Consider the following 26,696-nt stretch of genomic DNA (forward strand, 5'->3'; position numbering starts at 1 on the left):
CGCGGGGTCGCTCCATGCCCGGCAGCTGTCGGTACCGGCACGGTGCCTCACCGTAAGGCGGCCCGACGGGGCGGGCCCGACGGAGGACAGGGCTTATGGATCGTACGACCGGCGGTGCGCCCACACGCCCGCCGCAGGGGGTGGCGGGTGCGGTCCTGCTGCTCGGCGTGCTGCTGGCCGGAGCCGCGCCGCTCATCCCGCTGGCCGTCCTGGTCTACCGGTACGAACCCGAGTTGCTGCCGCTGTTCGCCGTGCCCCTGGCGGTGCTGGTGGCGGCCTGGCGGATCGCCCGGGACCGCGCCCGCGACCAACTGACCGACCCGCTGACGGATCTGCCCAACCGTCAGGCCCTGCTGTTGGCCGCCCAGGAGGCGATCGCGGAGTGTGGTCAGGGCTACAGCGTCGGTCTCATCCTGCTCGATCTCGATCGCTTCCGATCACTCAACGACACACTGGGTCATACGGCCGGTGACCGGCTGCTGGTTCACATCGCCCGCCGGCTGCACCGGGCCCTGCGCTCCGGCGGACCGGCCGGCAGCGCCACCCGGGAGTCCATCGACGACGTCTTCGCCGGCCTGCCCCGGCACTACCGCCGAGGCCGCCCGATGGTGGCCCGGATGGGCGGCGACGAGTTCGCAGTCCTGCTGCCCGGCATCAACTGCCCGGACAGCCTGGAGCGGGTCGCCAAGGCGCTGATCGCCGAACTGGCCGCCCCGATCCGGCTGGACGGGCTGCTGCTCGTCCTGGAGGCCAGCGGCGGCGTCTGCGTCTACCCGCAGCACGCCCAGGACGCCGAGGCCCTGCTGCGCCGGGCCGACGTCGCGATGGGCCACGCCCAGCGCGGACACTGCGGCGTCGCCCAGTACGACGAGACCCAGGACGCCGACACGCCGTACCGGATCGGGCTGTTGGGGGACCTGCGCCGGGCACTGGAGACCGGCGAGGTGCAGCTGCACTACCAGCCGAAGGTGGCCTTCGACGGCCGGGTGGTCGGCCTGGAGGCGCTGCTGCGCTGGGAGCGCCCCGGCCAGGGGAAGGTCCCGCCGGACGAGTTCGTCGGGCTCGCCGAGTCCAGCGGCCTGATGCCCCGGCTCACCGACTACGTGCTGGAGGCGGCCGTCGGCCAGCTCGCGTACTGGCGCGACCAGGGCCTCCAGGTGCAGGTCGCGGTCAACGTCTCGCCGCGCGACGTGCTCAACCCCGGCTTCGCCCAGCGGGTCGCCGGCCACCTCGTGCGCCACCAGGTGCCGGCCCACGCGCTCCAGCTGGAGATCACCGAGCGGCTGCTGCTGGACGACTCCCGGCGGGCCGCCGACACCCTGGCCGAGCTGCGCGGCTACGGCGTCGGGATGTCCCTGGACGACTTCGGCACCGGGCACTCCTCGCTGGTGCGGCTGCGCAGCCTGCCGGTCGGCGAGCTGAAGATCGACCGCTCCTTCGTCTCCCGGATGGTCGCCGACGACCACGACGCGGCGGTGGTCCGCTGCTCGGTGGAGCTCGCCCACTCGCTGGGCCTGACCGTGGTCGCCGAGGGCGTCGAGGACGACGAGACCTGGGAGCGGCTGCACTGCATGGGCGTGGACGCCGTCCAGGGCTGGCTGGTGTCGGCCGCGCTGCCGGCCGAGCAGGCCACCGCCTGGCTGCGGGTGCACCGCACCGGCGCCCCGCCGGTGGAGCGGCTCGGCCTGCCGCCCCAGCTGCCCGCGGGCTTCCCGTCGGTCCCGAACGCCAAGCCGATCGCCCCGCCGGCCAGGCCCCCGGTGCTGCCGCCGACACTCCCGCCGGTCCGGCCGCCGGTCATCCCGCCCACGCTGCCGCCGGTGGCCCAGGTGGTGCAGGCCGCGCACCGGGAGATCAAACCGCAGGGCTGGGCCCGCACCCGGCCGCAGTAGCCCGCCGGAGGTCGCGGTCCGGCCCCGGGGAGGGCCGGTGACGGGCGCCGCGGCTCACTCGTTGGCCGGGGCGGGGGACGGGCCCCATAGGATGGGGTCCAAAGACCACGAGGACGGAGCGCCGGAACCGGCTGCTCCTGCCCGGGCCCGGCACCGCCCGCAAGGCACAGCCGGGTCTCACCAGAACTCACCCTGAGGATCGCTGCATGCCTGGCATCACGCGCGAGGAGGTCGCCCACCTCGCCCGGCTGTCGCGTCTTGAGCTGAAGCCCGAAGAGCTGGACCACTTCGCCGAGCAGCTCGACGTGATCATCGGCGCGGTCGCCCGCGTTTCCGAGGTCGCCGGACAGGACGTCCCGCCGACCTCCCACCCGCTGCCGCTGACCAACGTCATGCGTGCGGACGAGGTCCGGCCGTCGCTCACCCCGGAGCAGGCGCTGTCCGGCGCCCCCGCCGCCGAGGAGCAGCGTTTCCGTGTGCCGCAGATCCTCGGGGAGGACTGACCGAGATGACCGAGCTGATTCGCTTCACCGCCGCCGAGACCGCGGGCGCCATCGCCAAGGGCGAGGTGTCCGCCGTCGAGGTCGCGCAGGCCCACCTTGACCGCATCGACGCCGTCGACAAGAAGGTCAACGCCTTCCTGCACGTCGACACCGAGGGCGCGCTGGCCGCGGCCAGGGCCGTCGACGAGAAGCGCGCCAAGGGCGAGGAGCTGGGCCCGCTGGCCGGCGTCCCGCTCGCGCTCAAGGACGTCTTCACCACCAAGGGCATCCCGACCACCTGTGGCTCGAAGATGCTCGAAGGCTGGATCCCGCCGTACGACGCCACGCTGACCAGCCGTCTCAAGGACGCCGGCGTGGTCATCCTCGGCAAGACCAACATGGACGAGTTCGCGATGGGCTCCTCCACCGAGAACTCCGCGTACGGCGTGACCGGCAACCCGTGGGACCTCTCCCGCATCCCCGGCGGCTCCGGCGGCGGTTCGGCCGCCGCGCTGGCCGCCTTCGAGGCCCCGCTGGCGATCGGCACCGACACCGGCGGCTCGATCCGCCAGCCCGGCGCCGTCACCGGCACCGTCGGCGTCAAGCCGACCTACGGCTCGGTGTCCCGCTACGGCCTGGTCGCGTTCTCCAGCAGCCTGGACCAGGGCGGCCCGTGCGCCCGCACCGTGCTGGACGCGGCCCTGCTGCACGAGGCCATCGCCGGGCACGACCCGCTGGACTCCACCTCGATCGACGCGCCGGTGCCGGCCGTGGTCGAGGCCGCGCGGATGCGCGACATCCGCGGCATGCGGATCGGCGTCGTCAAGGAGTTCGCCGGCGAGGGCTACCAGGCCGGCGTGATGCAGCGCTTCAACGAGTCGGTGGAGCTGCTGCGCGAGCTGGGCGCCGAGGTCGTCGAGGTCTCCTGCCCGTCCTTCACCCTGGCGCTGCCGGCGTACTACCTGATCGCGCCGTCGGAGTGCTCCTCCAACCTGGCCCGCTTCGACGCGATGCGCTACGGCCTGCGGGTCGGCGACGACGGCTCGCGCTCGGCCGAGGAGGTCACCGCGCTGACCCGCGAGGCCGGCTTCGGCGACGAGGTCAAGCGCCGCATCATCCTGGGCACCTACGCGCTGTCCTCGGGCTACTACGACGCCTACTACGGCTCGGCCCAGAAGGTCCGCACGCTCATCTCGCGCGACTTCGACGCGGCCTTCGCGGGCGTGGACGTCCTGGTCTCGCCGACCACGCCGACCACCGCCTTCCCGATCGGCGAGCGCGCCGACGACCCGATGGCGATGTACCTGGCCGACCTGTGCACGATTCCGTCGAACCTGGCGGGCAACGCGGCCATGTCGCTGCCGGTCGGCCTGGCCCCGGAGGACAATCTCCCGGTCGGCCTCCAGATCATCGCACCCGCGATGGCGGACGACCGCCTGTACCGCGTGGGCGGCGCCGTCGAGGCCGCACTCAACGACAAGTGGGGGCACACCCTGCTGGAGGAGGCACCGGCACTGTGAGCAAGATCGAGAAGACCAAGGGCTCCGGCTCGCTGAAGGGCTTCAAGCACTCCAAGCCCGGTCTGTGGCTGTCCATCGGCACCAGCGCGTTCGGCGCGATCTCCGTGGCCAAGGACGTCCGCAAGGCCCGCGAGGAGAGCGACACCCTCAAGCTGGTCAACGCCCTGGTCGGCGCCGCCGCGCTGGTCACCGGCACCGCCCTGCTGGTGCGCGAGCTGCGCCGGCTGGGCTCCGACGACGTGCTGCTGGGCTGAGTCAAGTGCCCTGGCCCGGCCCCGCGCGACGCGGTGGCCGGGCCCGTACCTCCCAAGCTTCAAGTGAGAAGGGACGCTGTGAGCGTCATGAACCTGGTCTCCTACGAGGACGCTCTCGCGTCGTACGACCCGGTGATGGGCCTTGAGGTCCACGTCGAGCTGGGCACCAAGACCAAGATGTTCTGCGGTTGCTCGACCGAGCTGGGTGCCGAGCCGAACAGCCAGACCTGCCCGACCTGCCTGGGCCTGCCGGGTTCGCTGCCGGTGGTCAACGCGGTCGGCGTGGAGTCGGCCGTCAAGATCGGCCTGGCGCTGAACTGCGAGATCGCCGAGTGGTGCCGGTTCGCGCGGAAGAACTACTTCTACCCGGACATGCCCAAGAACTTCCAGACCTCGCAGTACGACGAGCCGATCGCCTTCAACGGCTACCTCGACGTGCAGCTGGAGGACGGCTCGACCTTCCGGGTGGAGATCGAGCGCGCCCACATGGAGGAGGACACCGGCAAGTCCAGCCACGTCGGCGGGGCCACCGGTCGCATCCACGGCGCCACCCACTCGCTGCTCGACTACAACCGGGCCGGCATCCCGCTGATCGAGATCGTCACCAAGCCGATCGTCGGCGCCGGCGAGCGCGCCCCCGAGGTCGCCAAGGCGTACGTCGCCGAGCTGCGCGAGGTGATCCGTTCGCTCGGTGTCTCCGAGGCCCGGATGGACAAGGGCCAGATGCGCTGCGACGTCAACCTGTCGCTGCGCCCGAACGGCACCGAGACCTTCGGCACCCGCTCGGAGACCAAGAACGTCAACTCGCTGCGCAGCGTGGAGCGGGCGGCCCGGTTCGAGGTCCGGCGGCACGCCACGGTGCTGACCGACGGCGGCACCATCGTCCAGGAGACCCGCCACTTCCACGAGGAGGACGGCTCCACCACCTCGGGCCGGATCAAGGACAACGCCGAGGACTACCGCTACTTCCCCGAGCCGGACCTGGTGCCGGTGGCCCCCACCCGCGAGTGGGTCGAGGAGCTGCGCGCCGCTCTGCCCGAGCTGCCGCGGGTGCGCCGTGCCCGGCTGCAGGCGGAGTGGGGCCTGTCCGACAAGGACATGCAGTCGGTGCTCAACGCCGGTGCGGTGGGGCCGATCCAGGAGACCATCGCGGCCGGTGCCCCGGCCGACCAGGCCCGCAAGTGGTGGATGGGCGAGCTGGCCCGTCGCGCCAACGAGACCGGCACCGAGCTGAGCGAGCAGCCGATCACCCCGGCGCAGGTCGCCCGGGTCGCCGCGCTGGTCGCCGAGGGCAAGCTCAACGACAAGCTGGCCCGCCAGGTCATCGAGGGCGTGCTGGCCGGCGAGGGCGAGCCGGACGGGATCGTCGAGAAGCGCGGCCTGGCCGTGGTCTCGGACGACTCCGCGCTGGGTGCCGCGGTCGACCAGGCCATCGCCGAGAACGAGGCGATCGCCGCCAAGATCCGCGACGGCAAGGTCCAGGCCGTGGGCGCGCTGGTCGGCGCGGTCATGAAGGCCACCCGCGGCCAGGCCGACGCCGCCCGCGTGAAGGACCTGATCTTGGAGAAGCTGGGTGCGGCCTAGGCTGTCGACCCTGCCTTCCTAAGGTATCTAAGGCATCTAAGGCCCTCTAAGTAAGGCCTAAGGCCCCGTCTCACCTATGTATCTGGGTGAGGCGGGGCCTTAAACCATTTTTGGAGACCGATCTAAGGCATCCGGGCCCCGGAAGATGCGGCACGCTCCCGATGCGGCACCCCCCACTGGCGGAGGAAGCTCTTACCTGTCAGCAAGACGGAGTGGAAAACCCGAGGGGGAACCGGAAATGATCGAGTACCAGACCTTCCAGCAACAGGCCCACGAGCTCGTGGCCCGCGCCGAGCACGAGCGCCTGGTGCGCGAGGCCAAGGAGGCCCGCCGACTGCGGCAGCGTCCGGTGGCCGCCCGCTTCCAGCGGCGCCCCGTGCGTCGGCCCGAATGCTGACGGCGCGGCACCACGGCGGTGCCGAAGGAGCTCCGGAGGGGGAGACGCTCACCAGCGTCTCCCCCTCTGGGCATTCGGGTCCTTCGACCCGTTCGCCAGGGGAGATAACCCCTCGGCCGGGCCCCACCGGCTATGGCATGCTCGCCTCCATGCAGCAGACATCGGTCAGCCCCGTCTTCGTCGGCCGCGGCAGCGAGATCACCGAGCTGACCGACGCGCTGCGCCGCGCCGGCACCGGCAGCCCGCAGGCCATCCTGATCGGCGGGGAGGCGGGGGTCGGCAAGACCCGGCTGCTGGAGGAGTTCCTGGAGCGGGCGGCCGCCCGCGGGGCGGTCACCTCGCTCGGCAGTTGTCTGGAGGTCGGCGCCGAGGGCCTGCCGTACGCGCCGCTGGCCGCCGCGCTGCGCCGGCTGCACCGCTCGCTGGGCCCCGAACTGGAGGCCGCCGCGGCCGGCAGCGAGAGCCACCTCGCCCTGCTGCTCTCCGAGTTCGGCGAGGTGGACGGCGAACCCAACGACGAGTACAGCCGGGCCCGGCTGTTCGAGCACACCGCGAGGCTGTTCGAGCGGCTCGGCGCGGAGCGTACCCTCGTCCTCGCCGTCGAGGACCTGCACTGGTCCGACCGCTCCACCCGCGAGCTGCTCGCCTTCCTGGTGCGCACCCTGCACCGGTCCCGGGTGCTGCTGGTCGCCACCTACCGCACCGACGACCTGCACCGCCGGCACCCGCTGCGCCCCTTCCTCGCCGAGCTCGAACGGCTGCGCACCGTCCAGCGGCTGGAGCTGGCGCGGTTCGACCGGCGCGAGGTGGCCGCCCAGCTGGCCGGCATCCTCGGCACCACCGTCCCCGACCGCCAGCTGGTGGACCGCATCCACCGCCGCTCGGAGGGGAACCCGTTCTTCGTCGAGGAGCTGGCCACCGCCTTCGAGGACGGCTGCGGAGCCGGGCTGACCGACTCGCTGCGGGACATCCTGCTGGTGCGGGTCGAGGGCCTGGACGAGGAGGCCCAGCGGGTGGTGCGGATCGCCGCCGAGGGCGGCTCGCACGTCGAACACGCCCTGCTGGCCGCCGTCCTGGACGACGACGAGGAGGCGCTGATCGAGGCGCTGCGGGCGGCCGTCGGCGCCAACATCCTGCGCCCGGACAGCGAGGGCGAGGGCTACCGGTTCCGCCACGCGCTGGTCCGCGAGGCGGTCTCGGACGACCTGCTGCCCGGCGAACGGCACCGGATCAACCGCAAGTTCGCGCTCGTCGTGGAGGCCCAGCCGCAGCTCGTCCCGGGCGACGCGCTGGCCGCCCGGCTGGCCAACTACTGGTACCACGCGCACGATCCGGCCCGCGCCCTGCCGACGGCCCTGGACGCCGCCCGCGCGGCCCGCCGCCGCAACGCCTTCGCCGAGCAGCTCGGGATGCTGGAACGGGCCCTGGAGCTGTGGGACCTGGTCTCCGAGGAGGTGCTGGCGCACACCCTGCGCCCGTACGACTGGGCCGAGACCTACCCGCCGGGCTCCTGCGACCACAGTGCCGCGGACGAGGACTGCGACCGGATCCAGCTGGTCGACGTGCTGGCCGAGGCGGTGGTGGCGGCCCGGCGCTGCGGCGACCGGGAGCGCGGCCTGAGCCTGGCCAAGCGCGGGCTGCGGCTGGTCGACGAGGCGGAGCACCCGGTGCGCGCGGCCTGGTTCCGGATCAACCGGGCCCGGATGCTGGGCAGCCTGCGCCGCTCCGGCGACGAGGAGGAGATCGCGAACGCGCTGCGGCTGGTGGAGCACCTGCCGCCGACCGCGGTGCAGGCCGAGGTGCTCGCGCTCGGCGCCGGGACGGCGATGCTCAAGAAGCCGACCGCGGAGGCGATCGAGCTGGCCGAGCGGGCGATCCGGATCGCCGAGGAGGTGGGCGCCCACTCGGTCGAGGTGCACGCCCGGATGACCCTCGGCGGCCTGCGCTACGACGTGCAGGGCGACGCCGAGGGCGGGCTCGCCGAGCTCGCCGGGGCGGTCGAACGGGCCCGCCGGCTGGGCGTGCCCGACCTGCTGCTGCGCGGCATCAACAACCTGGCCAGCATGCAGCGCGGACTGGGACACCCCGAGGACGCGGTCCGACTGGCCCGGGAGGGCCTGGAGTTCGCGGACGGCAACGGCCTGCTGCGCAACATCGGCGCCATCCTGACCGGCAACCTGGTCGAGGCGCTGACCGACCTCGGGCGGGTCCGGGAGGCCGCCGAGGTGCTGGCCGGCTACGAGGCGGCCAGCCCGACCGGCACCCACGCCGAGTTCCTGGACCGGATGCGCGGCGAACTCGCCCTGCTCAAGGGGGACCTGGCCACCGCGGGGACCATGCTGGCGCAGGCCCGGGCGGCCAACCGGGTCGGCCAGGTCCAGCACAGCGTGCCGATCAGCCGGCTGGCGGTGCGGCTCGCGGCGCTCGGCGGCCGGCCGCTGGAGGCCCGGGCCGAAGCGCTCGCCGTGCTGGAGGAGGACGGCCGGCTCGGTCACGAGTCCGACGTCTACCCGCTGCTGGCCGAGGCTGCGACGGTGGAGGCGGACAGCCGGGGCCTGCCGCAGGCCGGGGCGGGCCGGCCGGGGGCGCTGGCCGCGATCGCGGCGGCCGCCGCCGAGCTGCGTCCCCGGGCCCCGCTGCACCACGGCTGGGCCCGGCTGCTGGAGGCCGAACTGGCCCGCGCCGAGGGCGCGGACACTCCGGAGGTCTGGGCCGCCGCGGTCGAGGCGCTGCGGCCGACCGGCCTGCCGTACCCGCTGGCACAGGCCCTGCTGCGGGCCGGCGAGGCCGAGGTGCAGGCCGGCCGGCGCGAGGCCGGCGCCGAACTGCTGCGCGAGGCGGCCGAACTGGCGGCCGTCCGGGACGACCGGCTGCTCGGCGGGCAGATCGCCGCGCTGGCCGAGCGGGCCGGGCTGAGCCTCGCCCCGGCCGAGCGGTCGGCCGCGGTGCCGGCCCAGGCCGCCGGGGACTCCTTCAACCTCACCCCCCGTGAGCGGGACGTGCTCCGCCTGCTCGCGCGCGGCTGGACCAACCGGCAGATCGCCGAGGAGCTGTACATCTCTCCGAAGACCGCGAGCGTGCACGTCTCCAACATCCTCGGCAAGCTCGCGGTCGGCGGCCGGGGCGAGGCGGCCGCACTGGCGCACCGGCTGCGGCTGTTCCCGGACGACCTGGCCTCCTCGGGCCGCTGAGCAGGGCCCCACGGCGGCCCCGGACCGGTTCCGACCGGTCCGGGGCCGCCGTTCGTCCGTCCTGGAACCGGTGTTCGGGCGCTGCTGCGTGCTCCCGTGCGCGCCGCGTGAGCCCCCGCCCGCGCGCCGCCGCCAACCGGGCCGATCCGTAGGAATAGGGGGCATTTCCCCACCCTTTCGCCATTACTCTAAGTTGAGTGTGCGTGTCATTGAGTGACGGGATTGGTGTAGGGTCCATTTTGGGAGCATCGGTACGGTGCGGCGACCGGCAGGCCGCCCACCCCCTGGGCCACCGTCCTGACGGGGCGCCAGGCCACCGCGTACGTCCGAGAGGTGCGCGGCCGGTGGTCCGTGGCCGGGGCGCGAGGCCCCGGGCCGGAGGGGGAGAGGCCGAGTGAGCTCCACCGAAACGGTGCTGCCCGGAACCGGACGGCCGGAGGCACCGCACACCGACACGTCCGCCGCCGACGTGCCCGCACCCGCCCGCCGCAGCCCGCTGTGCCGGCTCCGGGCCAGCCGTACCCTGCCCGGGTTCGTCCTGGGCGCACTCTGCCTGGCCTACGCCGCGGGCGCCGCCGCCGGCTGGGGATCACACCAACTGTCCGTCTTCATGGGCGACTTCGGACTGGCCGCGGCGGCCCTGGCGGCCGCGCTCTCCTGTCTGGTGTACGGCTGTACGGTCGGCGGGCACGCCCGCCCGGCCTGGCTGCTGTTCGGCCTCTCCTCGCTCATGGTCGCCTTCGGCAACGGCACCTGGGGCTGGTACGAGCTGGTCGTGCGCACCGCGCTGCCCCGGGACTCGCTCGCCGAGTACGCCTTCCTGCTCTTCGCCCCGCTCGCCATCACCGGCGTCCTGGTGCTCGCCCAGCACCCGCGCACGGCGGCCGGCTGGCTCTGCCTGCTGCTCGACGGCTGGCTGATCGCCGGCTCGTTGTTCACCCTCAGCTGGAGCCTGGCACTCGGCCGGATCGCGGCCGGCGAGGACGGCTCACCGCTGCGCCTGGCCCTCAACCTGGCCTACCCGGTGCTGGACATCCTGCTGGTCAGCCTGGTGGTCGGGCTGCGCTTCGGCGGCCGGGACGGCAACCGGGCGGCGGTGCACACGGCGATGGTGGCGCTCGCCGTCACCGTCACCTGCGACGCCCTGTTCACCTCCCCGGAACTGCGCAGCAACTACCACTCGGGCGAGCTGCTGGACGCCGGCTGGTTCGCCGGCAGCCTGCTGCTGGCCTGGGCGCCGTGGTCGCCGCGCTGGCGCCGCCCGCTGCGCGAGCACCCCTCGGCCGGCGGCCTGCCGCACCGCCGGGTGGCCACCACCTTCAGCGCGCTGACGCCGTACGCGGCCGCCGCGGTCTGCACCGCCGGAATCCTCTACAACGCCCTCGGCGGACGGGAGTTGGACCGCGTGGTGGCCGCGGCGGCCTGCACCGTCGGGCTGGCGCTGATCCTCCGGCAGGGCGTGATGCTCCTGGACAACCTGTCGCTGGCCCAGGAACTCGCCCACAAGGAGGCGCACTTCCGCTCCCTGGTGCAGGGCTCCAGCGACGTCATCATGATCGCCGGCGCCAACGGCGTGCTCTCCTACGTCTCCCCGGCCGCGCTCGGCGTCTACGGCCGGGACCCGGAGCAGCTGGTCGGCGGCAACCTGCTGGACCTGGTCCACCCCGAGGACGTCGGCCGGGTGCTCGCCGAGGTCCGCCGCTACCTCGCCAGGGTCCGGCTCACCACCCACCGCAGCCCCGGCGGCGCCGAGCTCTCCGCCCGGGTCGAGTGCCGGATCAGCTCCGGCGCCGGCGAGTGGCTGCACGTCGAGTCCACCGTCAGCAGACATCGCGACGGCCTGCTGCTCAACAGCCGGGACGTCACCGAACGCGTCATGCTCCAGGCCCAGTTGCAGCACAACGCCTTCCACGACCCGCTCACCGACCTGCCCAACCGGGCGCTGTTCACCCAGCGGCTGCGGGCCGCCCTCGGCGCCCGCGGCCAGCAGGGCGGGACGGGCGCCGGGATCGCGGTGCTCTTCCTCGACCTGGACGGCTTCAAGGCGGTCAACGACACCGCCGGGCACCAGGTCGGCGACGAACTGCTGGTGCAGGCCGCCCGCCGGCTCCAGAGCGCCGTCCGCTGCGGGGACACCGTCGCCCGGTTCGGCGGCGACGAGTTCGCCGCGCTGGTCTGCGGCCCGCTCGGCCGCCTCCAGGTCCAGGAGCTGGCCGAGCGGCTGCGCCTCGCGCTCTCCGAGCCGTACTGGATCGGCGGTGCCGAACTCGGCGTCGCCGCCAGCATCGGCATCGCCTTCGGCACCCCCGAGCGCGGCCCGGCGGCCGACCCCAGGGTCGCCGCCGACGAGCTGATGCGCAACGCCGACCTCGCGATGTACCGGGCCAAGTCCGAGGGCAAGGGCCGGGTGGTGCTCTACACCCCCGCGATGCGGGCCGACCTGGAGCGCCGCACCGAACTGGAGGAGCGGCTGCGGATGGCGGTGAGGGAGGGCGGCTTCACGCTGCTCCACCAGCCCGTGGTGGACCTGCGCAGCGGCGCGGTGACCGGCGTCGAGGCGCAGGCCCGCTGGCGCTCGGTGGGCGGCCTGCTGCTCACCCCGGCCGAGTTCCTGCGTTCGAGCGAGCACGGCGACGCGGCCACCCGGTTCTCCCGCTGGCTGGTCCTGGAGGCGGTCAGCGCGGCCGTCGAGCGGCGCACCCTGCCGGGCCGGGGCCGCGGCGCGCCGGAGCCCGTCCCGGTGGCCGTGCGGCTCTCCGTGGAACGGCTCTGCTCGCCCGGCCTGTACGAGACGGTGGCCGCGGCGCTGCGCGACAGCGGGCTGCCGGCCGACGAGCTGGTGATCGAGGTGGCCCGGATGGGCCCGGACTCGCTCGCCGACGAGCTCGGCCGCCGGCTCTCCGCCCTGCGCGGGCTGGGCGTCTCCACCTGGCTGGCCGGGTACGGCGCCGGCGGCGGCTCGCTCGGCGCCCTCGCCCGGCTGCCGCTGGACGGGCTCAAGCTGGACCGCACGCTCGTCCAGGACCTCGGCGAGTCCGCGCTCAGCCGCACCCTGGCCGGGCACGTGCTGCGGCTCGGCCGCGACCTCGGGATGGCCACCGCCGCCGAGGGGGTGGACCTGCCCCGCCAGGTCTCCGCGCTGCAGGAGCTGGGCTGCGGGCAGGCCCAGGGCTCGGCCTTCGCCCCGCCGCTGGACGAGCCCCGGCTGCGCCGGGCGCTGGCCCGCCGCGGCTACCCGGTGCCCGCGCCGGCGGGCCCGGTCCCGGCCCGCCGCGCGTACCCTCCCGCCGCCGACGACACCCGGACGAGTGGCCGCACGAGCGGCCGCACGGACGCCGCGCCGGGACGTGGCGCACATCACCATGGCGGCTCTGACCTGCCCGAACACCGTGCCGTCACTGGTCCGCCGGGAGGTCCGCATGGCGAGACGGTCGTCCCACCTGCTTGACATGCCGCCCCGGACGGGAGGAAGGTCGTTGCCATGCGCACCCGAATTCTCGTACTTGGCGGGCGCGTCGGCTGAGTGGGCTCGTACGCCCTGCTCGTGACAGACCGACGCGCCACCCCTCGCATGCCCTTGGGCACGAGGGGTTTTTTGTTGCACTGACGCTGTTCCACCTCCGCAAGACCCCTGGCCTCGGCCGCCCGAGCATGTCCGACTTGTCGGATCGAGCGGGACGATTGAGGCAGAGCCGGCGCTCGGCCCGGACCGGGACCCCACCCTCGCAGCACCGGGGCCCGCAGCACCTGGTCGGCAAATCCCGAGAAGAGACAGGCAGATGACTGAGCACGCCGCATCCCCCCGCCGCGGGGACAACCCGGCCGCCAACGCTCCCGCTCCCCAGCACGTCGTCGAGACCATGACCGGCGCCCAGTCGCTCATCCGCTCCCTGGAGGCCGTGGGCGCGGACACCGTCTTCGGCATTCCGGGCGGGGCCATCCTTCCCGCGTACGACCCCCTGATGGACTCCGTCAAGGTGCGCCACATCCTGGTCCGCCACGAGCAGGGCGCCGGTCACGCCGCCACCGGCTACGCCCAGGCCACCGGCCGGGTCGGGGTCTGCATGGCGACCTCCGGCCCGGGCGCGACCAACCTGGTCACCCCGATCGCCGACGCCTACATGGACTCGGTGCCGGTCGTCGCGATCACCGGCCAGGTCTCCTCCAAGGCGATCGGCACCGACGCCTTCCAGGAGGCGGACATCTGCGGCATCACGATGCCGATCACCAAGCACAACTACCTGGTCACCGACCCGGCCGAGATCCCCCGGGTGATCGCGGAGGCCTTCCACATCGCCGCCACCGGCCGCCCCGGCCCGGTCCTGGTCGACATCGCGAAGGACGCGCTCCAGGCGACCACCACCTTCCGCTGGCCGGTCGAGACCGCGCTGCCCGGCTACCGCCCGGTGACCAAGCCGCACGCCAAGCAGATCCGCGAGGCCGCGAAGATGCTGGTCGGCGCCAAGCGTCCGGTGCTGTACGTCGGCGGCGGCGTGCTCAAGGCGCAGGCCACCGCCGAGCTGCGGATCCTCGCCGAGCTGACCGGCGCCCCGGTGGTCACCACCCTGATGGCGCTCGGCGCCTTCCCGGACAGCCACCCCCAGCACCTGGGCATGCCCGGCATGCACGGCTCCGTCCCGGCCGTCACCGCGCTCCAGAAGGCGGACCTGCTGTTCACCCTGGGCGCCCGCTTCGACGACCGCGTCACCGGCAAGCTGGACGGCTTCGCCCCCGGCGCCAAGGTCGTCCACGCCGACATCGACCCGGCCGAGATCGGCAAGAACCGCCCGGCGGACGTGCCGATCGTCGGCGACGCCCGCGAGGTGCTCGCCGACCTGATCGTCGCCGTCCAGGCCGAGTTCGACGCCGGCCACCGGGGCGACTACACCGAGTGGTGGGAGCGGCTCGACGAGTGGAAGAAGACCTACCCGCTCGGCTACGAGCCGGCCCCGGACGGGCAGCTCTCGCCGCAGCAGGTCATCGAGCGGATCGGCCGGCTGGTCGGCCCCGAGGCCATCTACGCCGCGGGCGTGGGCCAGCACCAGATGTGGAGCTCGCAGTTCATCCAGTTCGAGAAGCCGGGCACCTGGCTCAACTCGGGCGGCGCCGGGACGATGGGCTACGCCGTCCCCGCGGCGATGGGCGCCAAGGCCGGCCGCCCGGAGACCGCGGTCTGGGCCATCGACGGCGACGGCTGCTTCCAGATGACCAACCAGGAGCTGGTCACCTGCGCCCTGAACGACATCCCGATCAAGGTCGCGGTCATCAACAACGGTTCGCTGGGCATGGTCCGGCAGTGGCAGACGCTGTTCTACAACCAGCGCTACTCCAACACCGTGCTGCACTCCGGCCCCGGCCACGACGGCATCGAGCCGCCGGCCCAGGGCACCCGGATCCCCGACTTCGTCCTGCTGTCCGAGGCGATGGGCTGCGTCGGCCTGCGCTGCGAGCGCCCCGAGGACCTCGACGCGGTCATCAAGCAGGCGATGGAGATCAACGACCGCCCGGTGGTCATCGACTTCATCGTCCACCAGGACGCCATGGTCTGGCCGATGGTCGCGGCCGGCACCAGCAACGACGAGATCCAGTTCGCCAAGGGCGTGCGCCCCGACTTCGGCGACGACCTCGACTGACCAGCCCCTGCAGTTTCCAGAACGACTGAGGAATCCCATGTCCAAGCACACCCTCTCCGTCCTGGTCGAGAACAAGCCCGGCGTGCTCGCCCGCATCGCCGCCCTGTTCTCCCGTCGGGGCTTCAACATCGACTCCCTCGCCGTCGGCTCGACCGAGCATCCGGACGTGTCCCGGATGACGATCGTGGTCAACGTCGAGGACCTCCCGCTGGAACAGGTCACCAAGCAGCTCAACAAGCTCGTGAACGTGATAAAGATCGTCGAACTCGACCAGTCCGCTGCGATCCAGCGGGAACTGGTCCTGGTGAAGGTCCGCGCCGACAACGAGACCCGGTCGCAGATCGTCGAGATCGTCCAGCTGTTCCGTGCCAAGACCGTCGACGTGTCGCCCGAAGCGGTGACCATCGAGGCCACCGGCAGTTCGGACAAGCTGGAGGCCATGCTCCGGATGCTGGAGCCTTACGGCATCAAGGAGTTGGTCCAGTCCGGCCTGGTCGCCATCGGCCGCGGCGCGCGTTCCATCACGGACCGCTCGCTGCGCGCCCTGGACCGCAGCGCGTAAACAGCGCCGTCTCAAACCCTGACGCAAAGACCCAAACCCCCGCCGCGTGCGCATACGGTGAGCACCGCGTACCCGGCAACCATCACGCAAGGAGATGTGCCCCCGTGGCCGAGCTGTTCTACGAAGACGACGCCGACCTGTCCATCATCCAGGGCCGCAAGGTCGCGGTCATCGGCTACGGAAGCCAGGGCCACGCCCACGCGCTGTCGCTGCGCGACTCCGGCGCCGACGTCCGGGTCGGCCTGAAGCCGGAGTCCACGTCCCGCGCCAAGGCGGAGGAGGCCGGCCTGCGCGTCGTCACCCCGGCCGAGGCGGCGGCCGAGGCCGACGTCATCATGATCCTGGTGCCGGACCCGATCCAGGCCGACGTCTACGAGGCCGACATCGCCCCGCACCTGAAGGCCGGCGACGCCCTGTTCTTCGGCCACGGCCTGAACATCCGCTTCGGCTTCATCAAGCCCCCGGCGGACGTCGACGTCTGCATGGTCGCCCCGAAGGGCCCGGGCCACCTGGTCCGCCGCCAGTACGAGGAGGGCCGCGGCGTCCCCGCGATCGTCGCGGTCGAGCAGGACGCCTCGGGCAACGCCTTCGCCCTGGCGCTGTCGTACGCCAAGGGCCTGGGCGCCACCAAGGCCGGCGTCATCAAGACCACCTTCACCGAGGAGACCGAGACCGACCTGTTCGGCGAGCAGGCCGTCCTCTGCGGTGGCACCGCCGCCCTGGTGAAGGCCGGTTTCGAGACCCTGGTCGAGGCCGGCTACCAGCCGGAGATCGCCTACTTCGAGTGCCTGCACGAGCTGAAGCTCATCGTCGACCTGATGTACGAGGGCGGCCTGGAGAAGATGCGCTGGTCGGTCTCCGAGACCGCCGAGTGGGGCGACTACGTCACCGGCCCGCGGATCATCACCGACGCCACCAAGGCCGAGATGAAGAAGGTCCTCGCCGAGATCCAGGACGGCACCTTCGCCAACACCTGGATCGCCGAGTACAAGGCGGGTCTGCCCAAGTACAACGAGTACAAGAAGGCCGACGAGGACCACCTGCTGGAGACCACCGGCAAGAAGCTGCGCTCGCTGATGAGCTGGGTCAACGAGAAGGCCTGACCCCCTTCCGGGCCGGTACCGGCTGCGCCGCCGGCCCCGATTTTGTAACTCCCTTGTACAAGTAGGCTGCTCTCGTCCGGGTGATTTCGCCGGACGGGAGCAGCCCGCTACCCAGCCCGTCGATACACTCCGAGTGCGCGTCAGGCCCACAGCGTCGTGCGTCTACCTACGCGGCATGCCACCTTCCCCCGCCCTCCACGCCACCTACGTGCCCGGGGGAACCGGACAGTTAAGGACCCCACTGTCGTGAGCAAATCCGTTGTACTGATCGCCGAAGAGCTCTCGCCCGCCACCGTCGACGCCCTCGGCCCCGACTTCGAGATCCGCCACTGCAACGGCGCCGACCGCACCGAGCTGCTCACCGCGATCGCCGACGTCGACGCGATCCTGATCCGCTCCGCCACCAAGGTCGACGCCGAGGCGCTGGCCGTCGCCCGCAAGCTCAAGGTGGTCGCCCGGGCCGGTGTCGGCCTGGACAACGTGGACGTCTCCGCCGCCACCAAGGCCGGCGTGATGGTCGTCAACGCGCCGACCTCCAACATCGTCACCGCCGCCGAGCTCGCCTGCGGCCTGCTGATCTCCGTCGCCCGCAACATCGCGCCGGCCAACGCCGCGCTCAAGCAGGGCGAGTGGAAGCGCAACAAGTACACCGGCGTCGAGCTGAGCGAGAAGACCCTCGGTGTCGTCGGCCTCGGCCGGATCGGCGTGCTGGTCGCCCAGCGGATGTCCGCGTTCGGGATGAAGATCGTCGCGTACGACCCCTACATCCAGGCCGCCCGCGCCGCGCAGATGGGCGTCAAGCTGGTCACCCTGGAGGAGCTGCTGGAGGTCTCGGACTTCATCACCGTCCACCTCCCCAAGACCCCGGAGACCATCGGCCTGATCGGCGACGAGGCGCTGCACAAGGTCAAGCCGACCGTCCGCATCGTGAACGCCGCCCGCGGCGGCATCGTGGACGAGGAGGCGCTGGCGAGCGCGCTGCGCGACGGCCGGGTGGCCGGCGCCGGCCTGGACGTGTACGCCAAGGAGCCGTGCACCGACTCCCCGCTGTTCGCCTTCGACAACGTGGTCGCCACCCCGCACCTGGGCGCCTCCACCGACGAGGCGCAGGAGAAGGCCGGCATCGCGGTCGCCAGGTCGGTGCGGCTCGCGCTGGCCGGCGAGCTGGTGCCGGACGCGGTGAACGTCCAGGGCGGCGTGATCGCCGAGGACGTCCGCCCGGGCCTGCCGCTGGCCGAGAAGCTCGGCCGGATCTTCACCGCGCTGGCCGGCGAGGTGGCCGTCCGCCTCGACGTCGAGGTCCGCGGCGAGATCACCCAGCACGACGTGAAGGTGCTCGAACTGTCCGCGCTGAAGGGCGTGTTCGAGGACGTGGTGGCGGAGACGGTGTCCTACGTCAACGCCCCGCTGTTCGCCCAGGAGCGCGGTGTCGAGGTCCGGCTGACCACCTCCAGCGAGAGCCCCGAGCACCGCAACGTGATCACCGTCCGCGGCACGCTCGGGGGCGGCGAGGAGATCGCCATCTCCGGCACGCTGGCCGGCCCCAAGCAGACCCAGAAGATCGTCGGCGTGGACGCCTTCGACGTGGACGTGGCGCTCACCGACCACATGGCCTTCTTCAAGTACGAGGACCGCCCCGGCGTGGTCGGCGTGCTCGGCCGCCACCTCGGCGACGCGGGCATCAACATCGCCGGCATGCAGGTCGCCCGCGACGGCGGCAACGCGCTGGCCTCCATCACCGTGGACACCGAGATCCCGCAGGAGGTGCTGTCGGCCATCGCCGCCGAGATCGGCGCCCACTTCGCGCGCTCGGTCGACCTGGGCTGACCCTCCCGGCTCCAGCAGGGCCCGGACCGCCGTTCGAACGGCGGTCCGGGCCCTGCTGCGTTCTCCCGGGTGACGCCCGTCTCAGATACTAGGAAATCCAAGTATTCGTGCAGACACGGCCGGGGCGCGGCCGTACCGTGGAAGGGCCATACGGTGTGCCGCCCCTGTAGCCAGGGTGTGCGGCCCGTGTGCGCGTGCGCCTTCACGAGCAGGCGATCCCTGCTCCCGCGCTCCCTCCCCCCTCTTCGCGCCCGCCCTCCGCGGCGCCGCTTCCAAGGAGCCCGGTATGTCGCCGACCGCCGCCGACCGTCACGCCACGTCCGCCCCCGCCACCGCCCCCGTCCGTGCCCCGCGCCGCCGCCGGGCCGCCGATCGGAACCCCTTCGCGGCGGCCGCCCTGCAGCGCTCGCTGGACCGCCGGGACAACGGCGGCGCGACCGGCCACCACTGACCGGCCCCGCCCCCGGGTGACCGCCGCCGCCGTCCGGCGGCCGGCCCCGCCGTCGGGCCGGGTGTCGGGCCGGGTGCCGGCCGGCGTTCATCGGCCGAATGGGCCGTACGGGCGCTCGGAATGTCACCCAGTAGAGTGCAACCCCGCTCCGTCCGAGGGAAGTTGCTCGTCCCCGTCGGCGCGATCATCCTAATTTGGGGCTCTCGGAGGGGCGATCGACGTTCGCGTGGGCGGGCGTCAGCGACACGGAGTGCGGATCAGTCCCCCTGCCGGGGGAGAGGGCCCAGTGCGTCAGCCACCCGTCCGCCGACCCGCCGCCCGGATCGGCCTCACCCTGGCCCTGCTGGCCGGAAGCGCCGTCCTCGCCGCCACCCCGGCGGCCGGCGGCCCACCGACCGCGGGACCACCAACGGCCGGACCGCCAGGGGCGGGCCGAACGGCCTCCGTCCTGCTCGAACTCACCACCGAGACGACCGGCTCCGCCTGGCGGCGCGCCGCCGACGGGGCCCGGCGGGCCCGGCGCTCCCCGGAGGACGTCCGCCGGGAGGCCGCGCGGGCCGGCGCCGCCCAGCGGTCCCGGACCGGGGACGCGCTCGACCGGCTCGCCGGCGCCGTCCACCGGGCGGCACCCGCCGCGCGCGAGCTCTACCGCACCCGCACCGTGCTCACCGGCCTCGCGGTCAGCGCGCCCGCCGACCGGCTGCCCGCGCTGCGGGCACTGCCGGGCGTCCGGGCCGTCCACCCGATCGTCGCCAAGCGGCGCGACAACGCCCACTCCGTCCCGCTGACCGGCGCCCCGCAGGTCTGGGCCGGCGACCGGACGGCCGGCACCGGGCAGGGCATGCGGATCGGGATCATCGACAGCGGCATCGACTACACCCACGCCGACTTCGGCGGACCCGGCACCGAGGAGGCCTTCCGCTCGGTCGAGCGCGGCAAGCCCGCGCCGCCCGCGCTCTTCCCCAACGCCAAGGTGGTCGGCGGCAAGGACCTGGTCGGCGACGACTACGACCCCGACCCGGCCTCCCCGCACCACCAGCCGGTGCCGCACCCCGGCTCCAACCCGATCGACTGCGTGCGCAACGGGCACGGCACCCATGTGGCCGGTACCGCCGCCGGGTACGGCGTCACCGCCGACGGCCGCCCGTACACCGGTCCGTACGGGCCCGGGCTGGACCCGGCCGGCTTCCGGATCGGCCCCGGCACCGCCCCCGGCGCCCAGCTGTACGCGATCCGGGTGTTCGGCTGCGACGGCTCCACCGACCGGGTCGCCGAGGCGCTCGACCTGGCCGCCGACCCCGACGGGGACGGCGACCTGAGCGACCGGCTGGACGTCGTCAACCTCTCGCTCGGCAGCCACTTCGGCAGCACCGACGACACCGACGCCCTGGCCGTCGACCGGCTCGCCGAACTGGGCACCGTCGTGGTCGCGGCGGCGGGCAACGACGGCGACGTGTACGGCATCGGCGGCAGCCCCGGCACCGCCGCCCGGGCGATCACCGTCGCCGCCTCGGTGCACGGCCACGCCGACGTGGACGGCATCACCGTGCTCGCCCCGGCCGAGCGGGCCGGGATCGTCCCGGCGCACTGGAGCGAGCGCTACCAGGGCTGGTCCACCGGCGACGTCAGCGGCGAACTCGCCCTGCCCGCCGACCAGTCGGACGGCTGCGCCGACTTCAGCGAGGCCGACCGGCAGCGGCTGAAGGGCCGGATCGCGCTGCTCGCCTGGCGCACCCGGGAAGCCGACCGGGCCTGCAACTCCGGCCCGCGCGCCGACCACGCCGCCGACGCGGGCGCGATCGGCGCGCTGTACGCCGCCGACTCCGACCACCTGGCCGAGATCTCCGGCAACGACCGGATCCCGGCCGCGCTGCTGGCGCACGCCGACGGCGACCGGCTGCGGCAGGCCGCGGCCGCCGGGCCGGTGCGGATCCGGCTCGCGGCGCCCGGCAACACGCTGCACGGCTCGGTCGCGCAGGACCAGCCGGCCCGGGTCGACACCCTGACCGACTTCACCTCGCGCGGCATCGGCGTGCCGGGCGTGGTCAAGCCCGACCTGGCGGCCCCCGGCGAGAGCATCTGGTCCAGCCTGGTCGGCAGCGGCGCCGGCGGCCAGCGCGAGAGCGGCACCTCGATGGCCACCCCGCACGTGGCCGGACTCGCCGCGCTGGTCCGCGCCGCGCACCCGGACTGGCCGGTCGAGCAGGTCAAGGCCGCGCTGATGAACACCACCGTGGACACCTACCTCGGCGACGACCGCGGCGGGCCGGTCTACGGGCCCGAGCGCACCGGCGCCGGGCGGGTCCGGGTGGACCAAGCGGTCCGCACGCCCGCCGTCGCCTACGCGGTGGGCGAGGGCGCCGCGGAGGGCGTCGTCGGGGTCTCCTTCGGGCCGGTCGAGGTCGGCGGGCCGACGGCGGTGACCCGGGAGATCGAGGTGCGCAACACCTCGGCCGCGCCGCTGACCTACCGCACCTCCTACGCGGCCGCCACCCGACTTCCCGGCGCCTCCTACCGGGTGACGCCGCCCCGGGTGGACGTCCCGGCGGGCGGCACCGCCCGGGTGCGGGTGACGCTCGCCGTGCCGGGGGAGCTCGGGCGGGCGCCCGACCCGACCGTCGACACCGTGCAGGGCGGCCGGGCCCGCAGCTACCGGGGCGAGCTCTCCGGCCGGGTGCTGCTCACGCCCGTCGGCGACGACACGCCGCCGCAGCTGCGGATCCCGGTGCTGGCCGCCCCCCGCCCGACCGGCGACCTCACGGCGACGGCCACCGTCCGCACCGCCCGGGACGGCACCCTGGTCACCCTCGGCGGCCGCGCCGCGCCCGGCGAACAGCCCGGGCTGGTCAGCGCCCTCGCGCTCGGCGGCGAGGGGATCCGCTGGCCGGACTGCCCGCCCGGCGGCGGTGCCGCGGCGATCGCGCCGGGCGCGGGCGTCCGGCCGAAGGGCACCGGGGAGGAGCCGGACCCGGCGCAGGAGGTCTGCGTCGAGCACCCCGGCGAGCGGTCCGCCGACCTGCGCGCCGCGGGCGCCGCCGTCGACTCCGAACTGCTGTACGTGGGAGCGCAGTTGTGGGCGCCCGCGGCCACCCCGGTGGGGCTGTACGGGGTGCGGGTGGCGCTGGACACCGACGGGGACGGCAGCACCGACGTCGTCCTCAAGGCCGACCGGCTGCGCGGCAGCGACGTCCTGGTCTCCCGGGCCCTGGACGCCCGCACCGGGGCCGAACTGGACGTCCAGCCGCTCAACGCCCACTGGGGCGACACCGACACCGCCCTGCTCGACAGCGACGTCCTGGTGCTGCCCGTCCGGCTGAGCGCCCTGCCCGGCGTCGCGCCCGGGCACAGCACCGTCCGCTACGGCGTGTGGACCGGTTACGCCGGGGCCGGTACGCCGGACGTGGCCGACGCGCTCTGCGCCATCGGACTGAACGGCACCGTCCCGACCGTCCCGCTGGACGTGCTGCGGCCGGCACTCACCGTACGGGCCGGCCTCACCGGCCCGGCCGCGGTGGTGGTCCCGGCCGGCCCGGGCGCCGTCCTCGACGTGCACCGGTCGCAGGGCGGCACCTCGCGGCTCCTGCTGCTGCACCACCTCAACCCGGCCGAGCGACGGGCCCAGGTGCTCGACCTGCCCTGACCACGGGGTCGGGAGACCTGATCACGGGACCGGGGCCGGGGCGGCCCGCCGGCACTCCGGCGGGCCGCCCGGCACGTTCCGGCGGCTCGTCCGCCCTCGTCGCGCTCCGCCCGCCCCGTCGCGCTCCGCCCGCCCCCGTCACGCTCCGGCCGGCCGCGCCGCCCGGCGGCGGTCGCGGCGCGGGGGGCGGGTGGGGCGGCGCGAGAGCCGGGCGAAGACGGCGACCAGCGCGAGGACGGCGGCGGTGGCGGAGGCGACGACGAGGCCCTCGGTGAGCCCGGGCGGCCGGAAGGCGCAGGCGATCCGGGAGGCGCCGTCGCCCAGGGGGACGCCGATCATGCCGAGCACGGGCGTGGGGGCGGTGCGGCGGCCGCCGTCCACCGCACAGGTCCAGCCCTCGGTGGCCGGGACGGAGAGCAGCGCGGTGCCGGTGGAACCCGCCGGCAGGGCCGCGGTGAGGGTGTGCCCGCCGGCCTCCACCCGGGTGGCGCCGGTCGCGGTCAGCCGGGCGACCGCGGCCTCCAGGGCACCGGCCCGCAGGCAGCCGATCGGGCGGGCGGGCACCTGGCTCACCACGTCCGACCGCAGCGTCACCCGGACCACCCCGTCCGCCGGGACGGTCCCCAGCCGGTGGATCGGCACGGCGGTGGTGGGCTGCTCGCCGTCGCTGCGGAAGGCGCTGCCGAGGCCGCTGACCGTGCCCCGGTACCAGAGCCCGTGGAAGTAGGCCGTCCCGCCCGGCGTGCAGGCGGCGGTGAACACCGTGCCCTCCCCGCCGCTCGGCACCGACCAGCCGCTGGTGCCGTGCAGGGTGGGCGCCGGCCCGCCCGCCGGGACGGGCAGCGGGGCGTCGTACACCTGGCTGCCGAGCAGCGACTCCTGCCGGGCCCAGACCGAGGACCTCTCCGGCCGGGCGCCCGGGGGCAGCACGGTGACCAGCGGCGGCGTGGCGGCCGCCCGGACAGGGGTGAAGGAACGCGGCGCCGGCCCCTCGTCGAGGTGGACACGGACCCCGAACAGCGCCTGCCCGACCGGATCGGTGACGCTCTCGGTCTGCCGCCCGCCGGCCGTCCAGCCCGCGCCGAGGTCGTGCAGCAGCAGTGCCGTGACGGTCGGCAGGTAGCTGCTGAACCAGCCGCCGCCCTGGCCGTTCAGCAGCAGCGGGTCGTTCGGGGTGAAGGCGTGCGGCCCGGGGTCGCTGCGGCCGCGCGGCCAGTCGTCGGCCGCGCGCAGCGTCGCGTGCCCGGCCCGGACCGCCGCCGGGGAGACGTCGTCGGAGGGGGCCGAGCCGAGCGCCGCGTACCCCGACCAGACGGCGTTGCCCAGCACCGCGCCGCCGATCACCCAGGTGGCCAGCGCGTTCGCCCGCCGGTCGGAGTGCCGGCGGTCCAGCAGCCACAGCGCGGCCGACAGGACGGCGCCGCCGACGGCCAGCAGCACCCAGGTGGCCGGGCGCACCGTGTGCCGGCCCGCCGCCAGGCCGGCGATCAGCGCCACCACGGCGGCGCCGCACAGCACGGTGAGCCGGTCCGGACGGTGCGCCAGCGAGACCCAGCCAGCCAGCACCAGCAGCCCGCTGAGCACGAAGGCCACCCGGTACGGCCCGCCGGCCGGGATCGCCAGACCGTGCCAGACCAGCACGGTCGGGGTCCAGAGGAAGCCGGCCGCCACCAGCGCCAGCGCCGTGCACCACAGGGTGCGCTCCCGCGGCCGCACCCGCCGGTTGAACGGCAGCCCGCACACCACCAGCAGGCCGAAGACGCCGATCGCCACGTCCGGCAGCCGCTGCCCGCCGTGGGTGGCGGGCAGCAGCCGGGCGAGGTGGGCGCCGACGCCGGACGGGCCGAGCGGTTCGACCGGGGACTCCGGCTGGGCCAGGCGGGCGGCCGGCACCGCGACGAACAGCACCGGGGAGGCGAGCAGCACCCCGGCGGCGGCCATGGTGACGGCCCGGCCGGTGGCCCGGACCCGGTGGCGCAGCGGGCGCGGGGCGGCGAACAGCCGGACGGCGAACAGGAGCGCGGCCGCCAGGGTCGCCAGCGCGGCCGTGTACAGGTTGCCCGCCCAGGCGAGCGCGACGCACAGCGCCCCGGCGACCCAGTGCCGCTCGCGCAGGCACCAGTCGGCGGCCAGGCCGAGCAGGGGCAGCGAGACCAGGCCCCAGAGCCACATCGGGGCCGCCCCGCCGACGTCCAGCACCCAGGCGCAGAGCCCGTACCCGACCGCGGCGAGTGCCCGCAGCCACCGGGGCCCCGGGTGGAGGCGGCCGAGCAGCCGGGTCATCAGGGCGGTGCCGAGGCCGATGGTGGCCAGGGTGACCAGGAGGACGGCGAGCCGGCCCTGGTCGCGGGGGAGCAGCGCGGTGGGCCAGGAGAAGGGGTTCATCAGGTAGGCGAAGAAGTCCGCCAGGAACGGGGCGCCGTAGCCGCTGTTCCAGTTGACCAGCAGGTCCCCGGCGGCCTGCCCGTGCAGCAGGTCCCACAGGTGGGCGTGGTAGGGCACGGCGACCGCCTCCGCCCCGGCCGGCCACTGCCCGCTCAGCGCCGCCGCCAGCCCGTACCCGCCCGCGGCCAGCCCCGCGGCACCCCCGCAGACCAGCACCTCCCGCCGCCGCTCGCCCATCCGCACCCCGTTCCACGCGCTTCGCCGGACCCGCCCACCCTAAGCACGCCCCAGGCGCCCCCGACGTCACGCGCGCCCCCTCGAAGGGGTGATGGGACGGCACCGGCGGGATTCGGCCCGCGACCGTGTTCCCGTGGCAGCGGCCGCCGATGCGGAGATGCCGGAGCGGCTGGGGCCGCCGGCCACCGGCTGCACCGCGGACGACCCGCGGCAGTCCGCATCGTGGACGGCAGGTGTCAGTACCTGGGACGGCGGAGTAGGGTCCGAGCATGTCTCGCACCATTCGTCTCGCAGTTGTTCCCGGTGACGGCATCGGCCAGGAAGTGGTGGCCGAAGGCCTCAAGGTCCTGGGTGCCGCGCTCCCCGCCGACGTGAAGCTGGAGACCACCGAGTACGACCTCGGCGCCCGGCGCTACCACCGGACCGGGGAGACGCTGCCGGACGACGTGCTGGCGGAGCTGAAGTCGCACGACGCGATCCTGCTGGGCGCCATCGGCGACCCGAGCGTGCCGTCTGGCGTGCTGGAGCGGGGGCTGCTGCTCAAGCTGCGGTTCGCCTTCGACCACCACATCAACCTGCGTCCGGGCCGGCTCTTCCCCGGGGTGCGGTCCCCGCTGGGCGGCGAGCCGGAGATCGACTTCGTGGTCGTCCGCGAGGGCACCGAGGGCCCGTACGTCGGCAACGGCGGCACGCTGCGCGCCGGGACGCCGCAGGAGGTGGCCACCGAGGTCAGCCTGAACACGGCGTACGGCATCGAGCGCGTGGTGCGCGACGCCTACCGCCGGGCGCAGGCGCGGCCGCGCAAGAAGCTCACCCTGGTGCACAAGAACAACGTGCTGGTGCACGCCGGGCACCTGTGGACGCGGATCTTCGCCGAGGTCGGCGAGGAGTTCCCCGAGGTCACCACCGACTACCTGCACGTCGACGCGGCGACCATCTTCTTCGTCACCCAGCCGGAGCGCTTCGACGTCATCGTCACCGACAACCTGTTCGGCGACATCCTGACCGACCTGGCCGCCGCCGTCACCGGCGGGATCGGCCTGGCCGCGAGCGGCAACATCAACCCGAGCGGCGAGTTCCCGTCCATGTTCGAGCCGGTGCACGGCTCGGCGCCGGACATCGCCGGCCAGGGCAAGGCCGACCCGACCGCCACCGTGCTGTCGGTCGCGATGCTGCTGGAGCACCTCGGCTTCGCCGCCGAGGCCGCCGGGGTCGAGGCCGCGGTGGCGGCGGACCTGGCCGAGCGCTCCGGCACCCGCAGCACCTCCCAGGTCGGCGACGCGCTCGCCGCCCGAGTATCCGGCTGACGGGCCGGACCCAGGAGCGGAGTTCCGGCCGACGGGCCGGATCCGACAAGGTTTCCGGCCCGGCGGGCCGGACCGCATTACCGCAGCTCGCCGCCCTCGAAAAAAGGGCGGACAGCTGTTCGGCACGGCCCTCTGGATGCGAGTATCGACAGTGGGTCGTGCCGTTGTGCGTCCATTCCGGCGAATTTTGCCGAAACGTATCTGCGGCGGTGGCGGCCCGGACCAACCCCA

The 26,696-nt window shown here is 74.1% G+C and carries 16 protein-coding genes; 15 read left to right on the forward strand and 1 reads right to left on the reverse strand.

Annotated features, from left to right (window positions below; translation table 11 throughout):
- The first annotated feature begins 95 nt into the window (after positions 1-95).
- The 14 genes from ACGFSC_RS23355 (at position 96) to ACGFSC_RS23420 (ending at position 22,536) form a co-directional block, all read left to right on the forward strand.
- Entirely contained in the window at positions 96-1,892 is a 1,797-nt protein-coding gene (locus tag ACGFSC_RS23355) for a bifunctional diguanylate cyclase/phosphodiesterase (protein ID WP_359901535.1), read from the forward strand.
- 206 nt (positions 1,893-2,098) lie between these two features.
- Complete coding sequence (gene gatC / locus ACGFSC_RS23360) at positions 2,099-2,395, forward strand: Asp-tRNA(Asn)/Glu-tRNA(Gln) amidotransferase subunit GatC (protein WP_030057414.1); 297 nt, start codon at positions 2,099-2,101, stop codon at positions 2,393-2,395.
- A gap of 5 nt (positions 2,396-2,400) precedes the next feature.
- A complete protein-coding gene (gene gatA, locus ACGFSC_RS23365) occupies positions 2,401-3,894 on the forward strand; it encodes an Asp-tRNA(Asn)/Glu-tRNA(Gln) amidotransferase subunit GatA (RefSeq protein ID WP_359901538.1) in 1,494 nt (497 codons plus the stop codon).
- Positions 3,891-4,148, forward strand: coding sequence for a hypothetical protein (locus tag ACGFSC_RS23370; RefSeq protein WP_359901541.1), 258 nt, complete (start codon positions 3,891-3,893; stop codon positions 4,146-4,148). The genes gatA and ACGFSC_RS23370 overlap by 4 nt, the downstream gene beginning before the upstream one ends.
- Positions 4,149-4,226: 78 nt before the next feature.
- Positions 4,227-5,732: an Asp-tRNA(Asn)/Glu-tRNA(Gln) amidotransferase subunit GatB gene (gene gatB, locus ACGFSC_RS23375; RefSeq protein WP_359901544.1), complete on the forward strand. Its 1,506-nt coding sequence runs from the start codon at positions 4,227-4,229 to the stop codon at positions 5,730-5,732.
- 238 nt (positions 5,733-5,970) lie between these two features.
- Positions 5,971-6,129, forward strand: a complete 159-nt coding sequence (locus tag ACGFSC_RS23380) for a hypothetical protein (RefSeq protein ID WP_158077676.1) — start codon at positions 5,971-5,973, stop codon at positions 6,127-6,129.
- A gap of 149 nt (positions 6,130-6,278) precedes the next feature.
- A complete protein-coding gene (locus ACGFSC_RS23385; RefSeq protein ID WP_359901547.1) occupies positions 6,279-9,320 on the forward strand; it encodes an AAA family ATPase in 3,042 nt (1,013 codons plus the stop codon).
- A 496-nt stretch (positions 9,321-9,816) separates the two neighbouring features.
- Complete coding sequence (locus ACGFSC_RS23390; protein ID WP_359901570.1) at positions 9,817-12,768, forward strand: EAL domain-containing protein; 2,952 nt, start codon at positions 9,817-9,819, stop codon at positions 12,766-12,768.
- A gap of 331 nt (positions 12,769-13,099) precedes the next feature.
- The gene (locus ACGFSC_RS23395; RefSeq protein ID WP_359901550.1) at positions 13,100-14,953 is read left to right on the forward strand and encodes an acetolactate synthase large subunit; all 1,854 of its coding nucleotides are present in this window, start codon (positions 13,100-13,102) and stop codon (positions 14,951-14,953) included.
- Positions 14,954-14,990: 37 nt separating this feature from the next.
- Positions 14,991-15,515: an acetolactate synthase small subunit gene (gene ilvN / locus ACGFSC_RS23400; RefSeq protein ID WP_049657946.1), complete on the forward strand. Its 525-nt coding sequence runs from the start codon at positions 14,991-14,993 to the stop codon at positions 15,513-15,515.
- A gap of 104 nt (positions 15,516-15,619) precedes the next feature.
- The gene (gene ilvC, locus ACGFSC_RS23405; RefSeq protein WP_359901553.1) at positions 15,620-16,618 is read left to right on the forward strand and encodes a ketol-acid reductoisomerase; all 999 of its coding nucleotides are present in this window, start codon (positions 15,620-15,622) and stop codon (positions 16,616-16,618) included.
- A 246-nt stretch (positions 16,619-16,864) separates the two neighbouring features.
- Complete coding sequence (serA, locus tag ACGFSC_RS23410; RefSeq protein WP_359901556.1) at positions 16,865-18,445, forward strand: phosphoglycerate dehydrogenase; 1,581 nt, start codon at positions 16,865-16,867, stop codon at positions 18,443-18,445.
- 286 nt (positions 18,446-18,731) lie between these two features.
- Entirely contained in the window at positions 18,732-18,896 is a 165-nt protein-coding gene (locus tag ACGFSC_RS23415) for a hypothetical protein (RefSeq protein ID WP_359901559.1), read from the forward strand.
- A 286-nt stretch (positions 18,897-19,182) separates the two neighbouring features.
- Positions 19,183-22,536, forward strand: coding sequence for a S8 family serine peptidase (locus ACGFSC_RS23420; protein ID WP_359901562.1), 3,354 nt, complete (start codon positions 19,183-19,185; stop codon positions 22,534-22,536).
- A 138-nt stretch (positions 22,537-22,674) separates the two neighbouring features.
- Here ACGFSC_RS23420 and ACGFSC_RS23425 read toward each other — a convergent pair whose 3' ends face one another.
- On the reverse strand, positions 22,675-25,158 hold the full coding sequence (locus ACGFSC_RS23425) for a YfhO family protein (protein ID WP_359915407.1): 2,484 nt from the start codon (positions 25,156-25,158) through the stop codon (positions 22,675-22,677).
- Positions 25,159-25,427: 269 nt separating this feature from the next.
- Between ACGFSC_RS23425 and ACGFSC_RS23430 the strand changes: the two genes are divergently transcribed.
- A complete protein-coding gene (locus tag ACGFSC_RS23430; protein WP_359915405.1) occupies positions 25,428-26,465 on the forward strand; it encodes a 3-isopropylmalate dehydrogenase in 1,038 nt (345 codons plus the stop codon).
- Positions 26,466-26,696: the final 231 nt, after the last annotated feature.

The sequence above is a fragment of the Kitasatospora sp. NPDC048715 genome (assembly GCF_043198905.1).
Lineage (GTDB): Bacteria > Actinomycetota > Actinomycetes > Streptomycetales > Streptomycetaceae > Kitasatospora > Kitasatospora lactacystinica.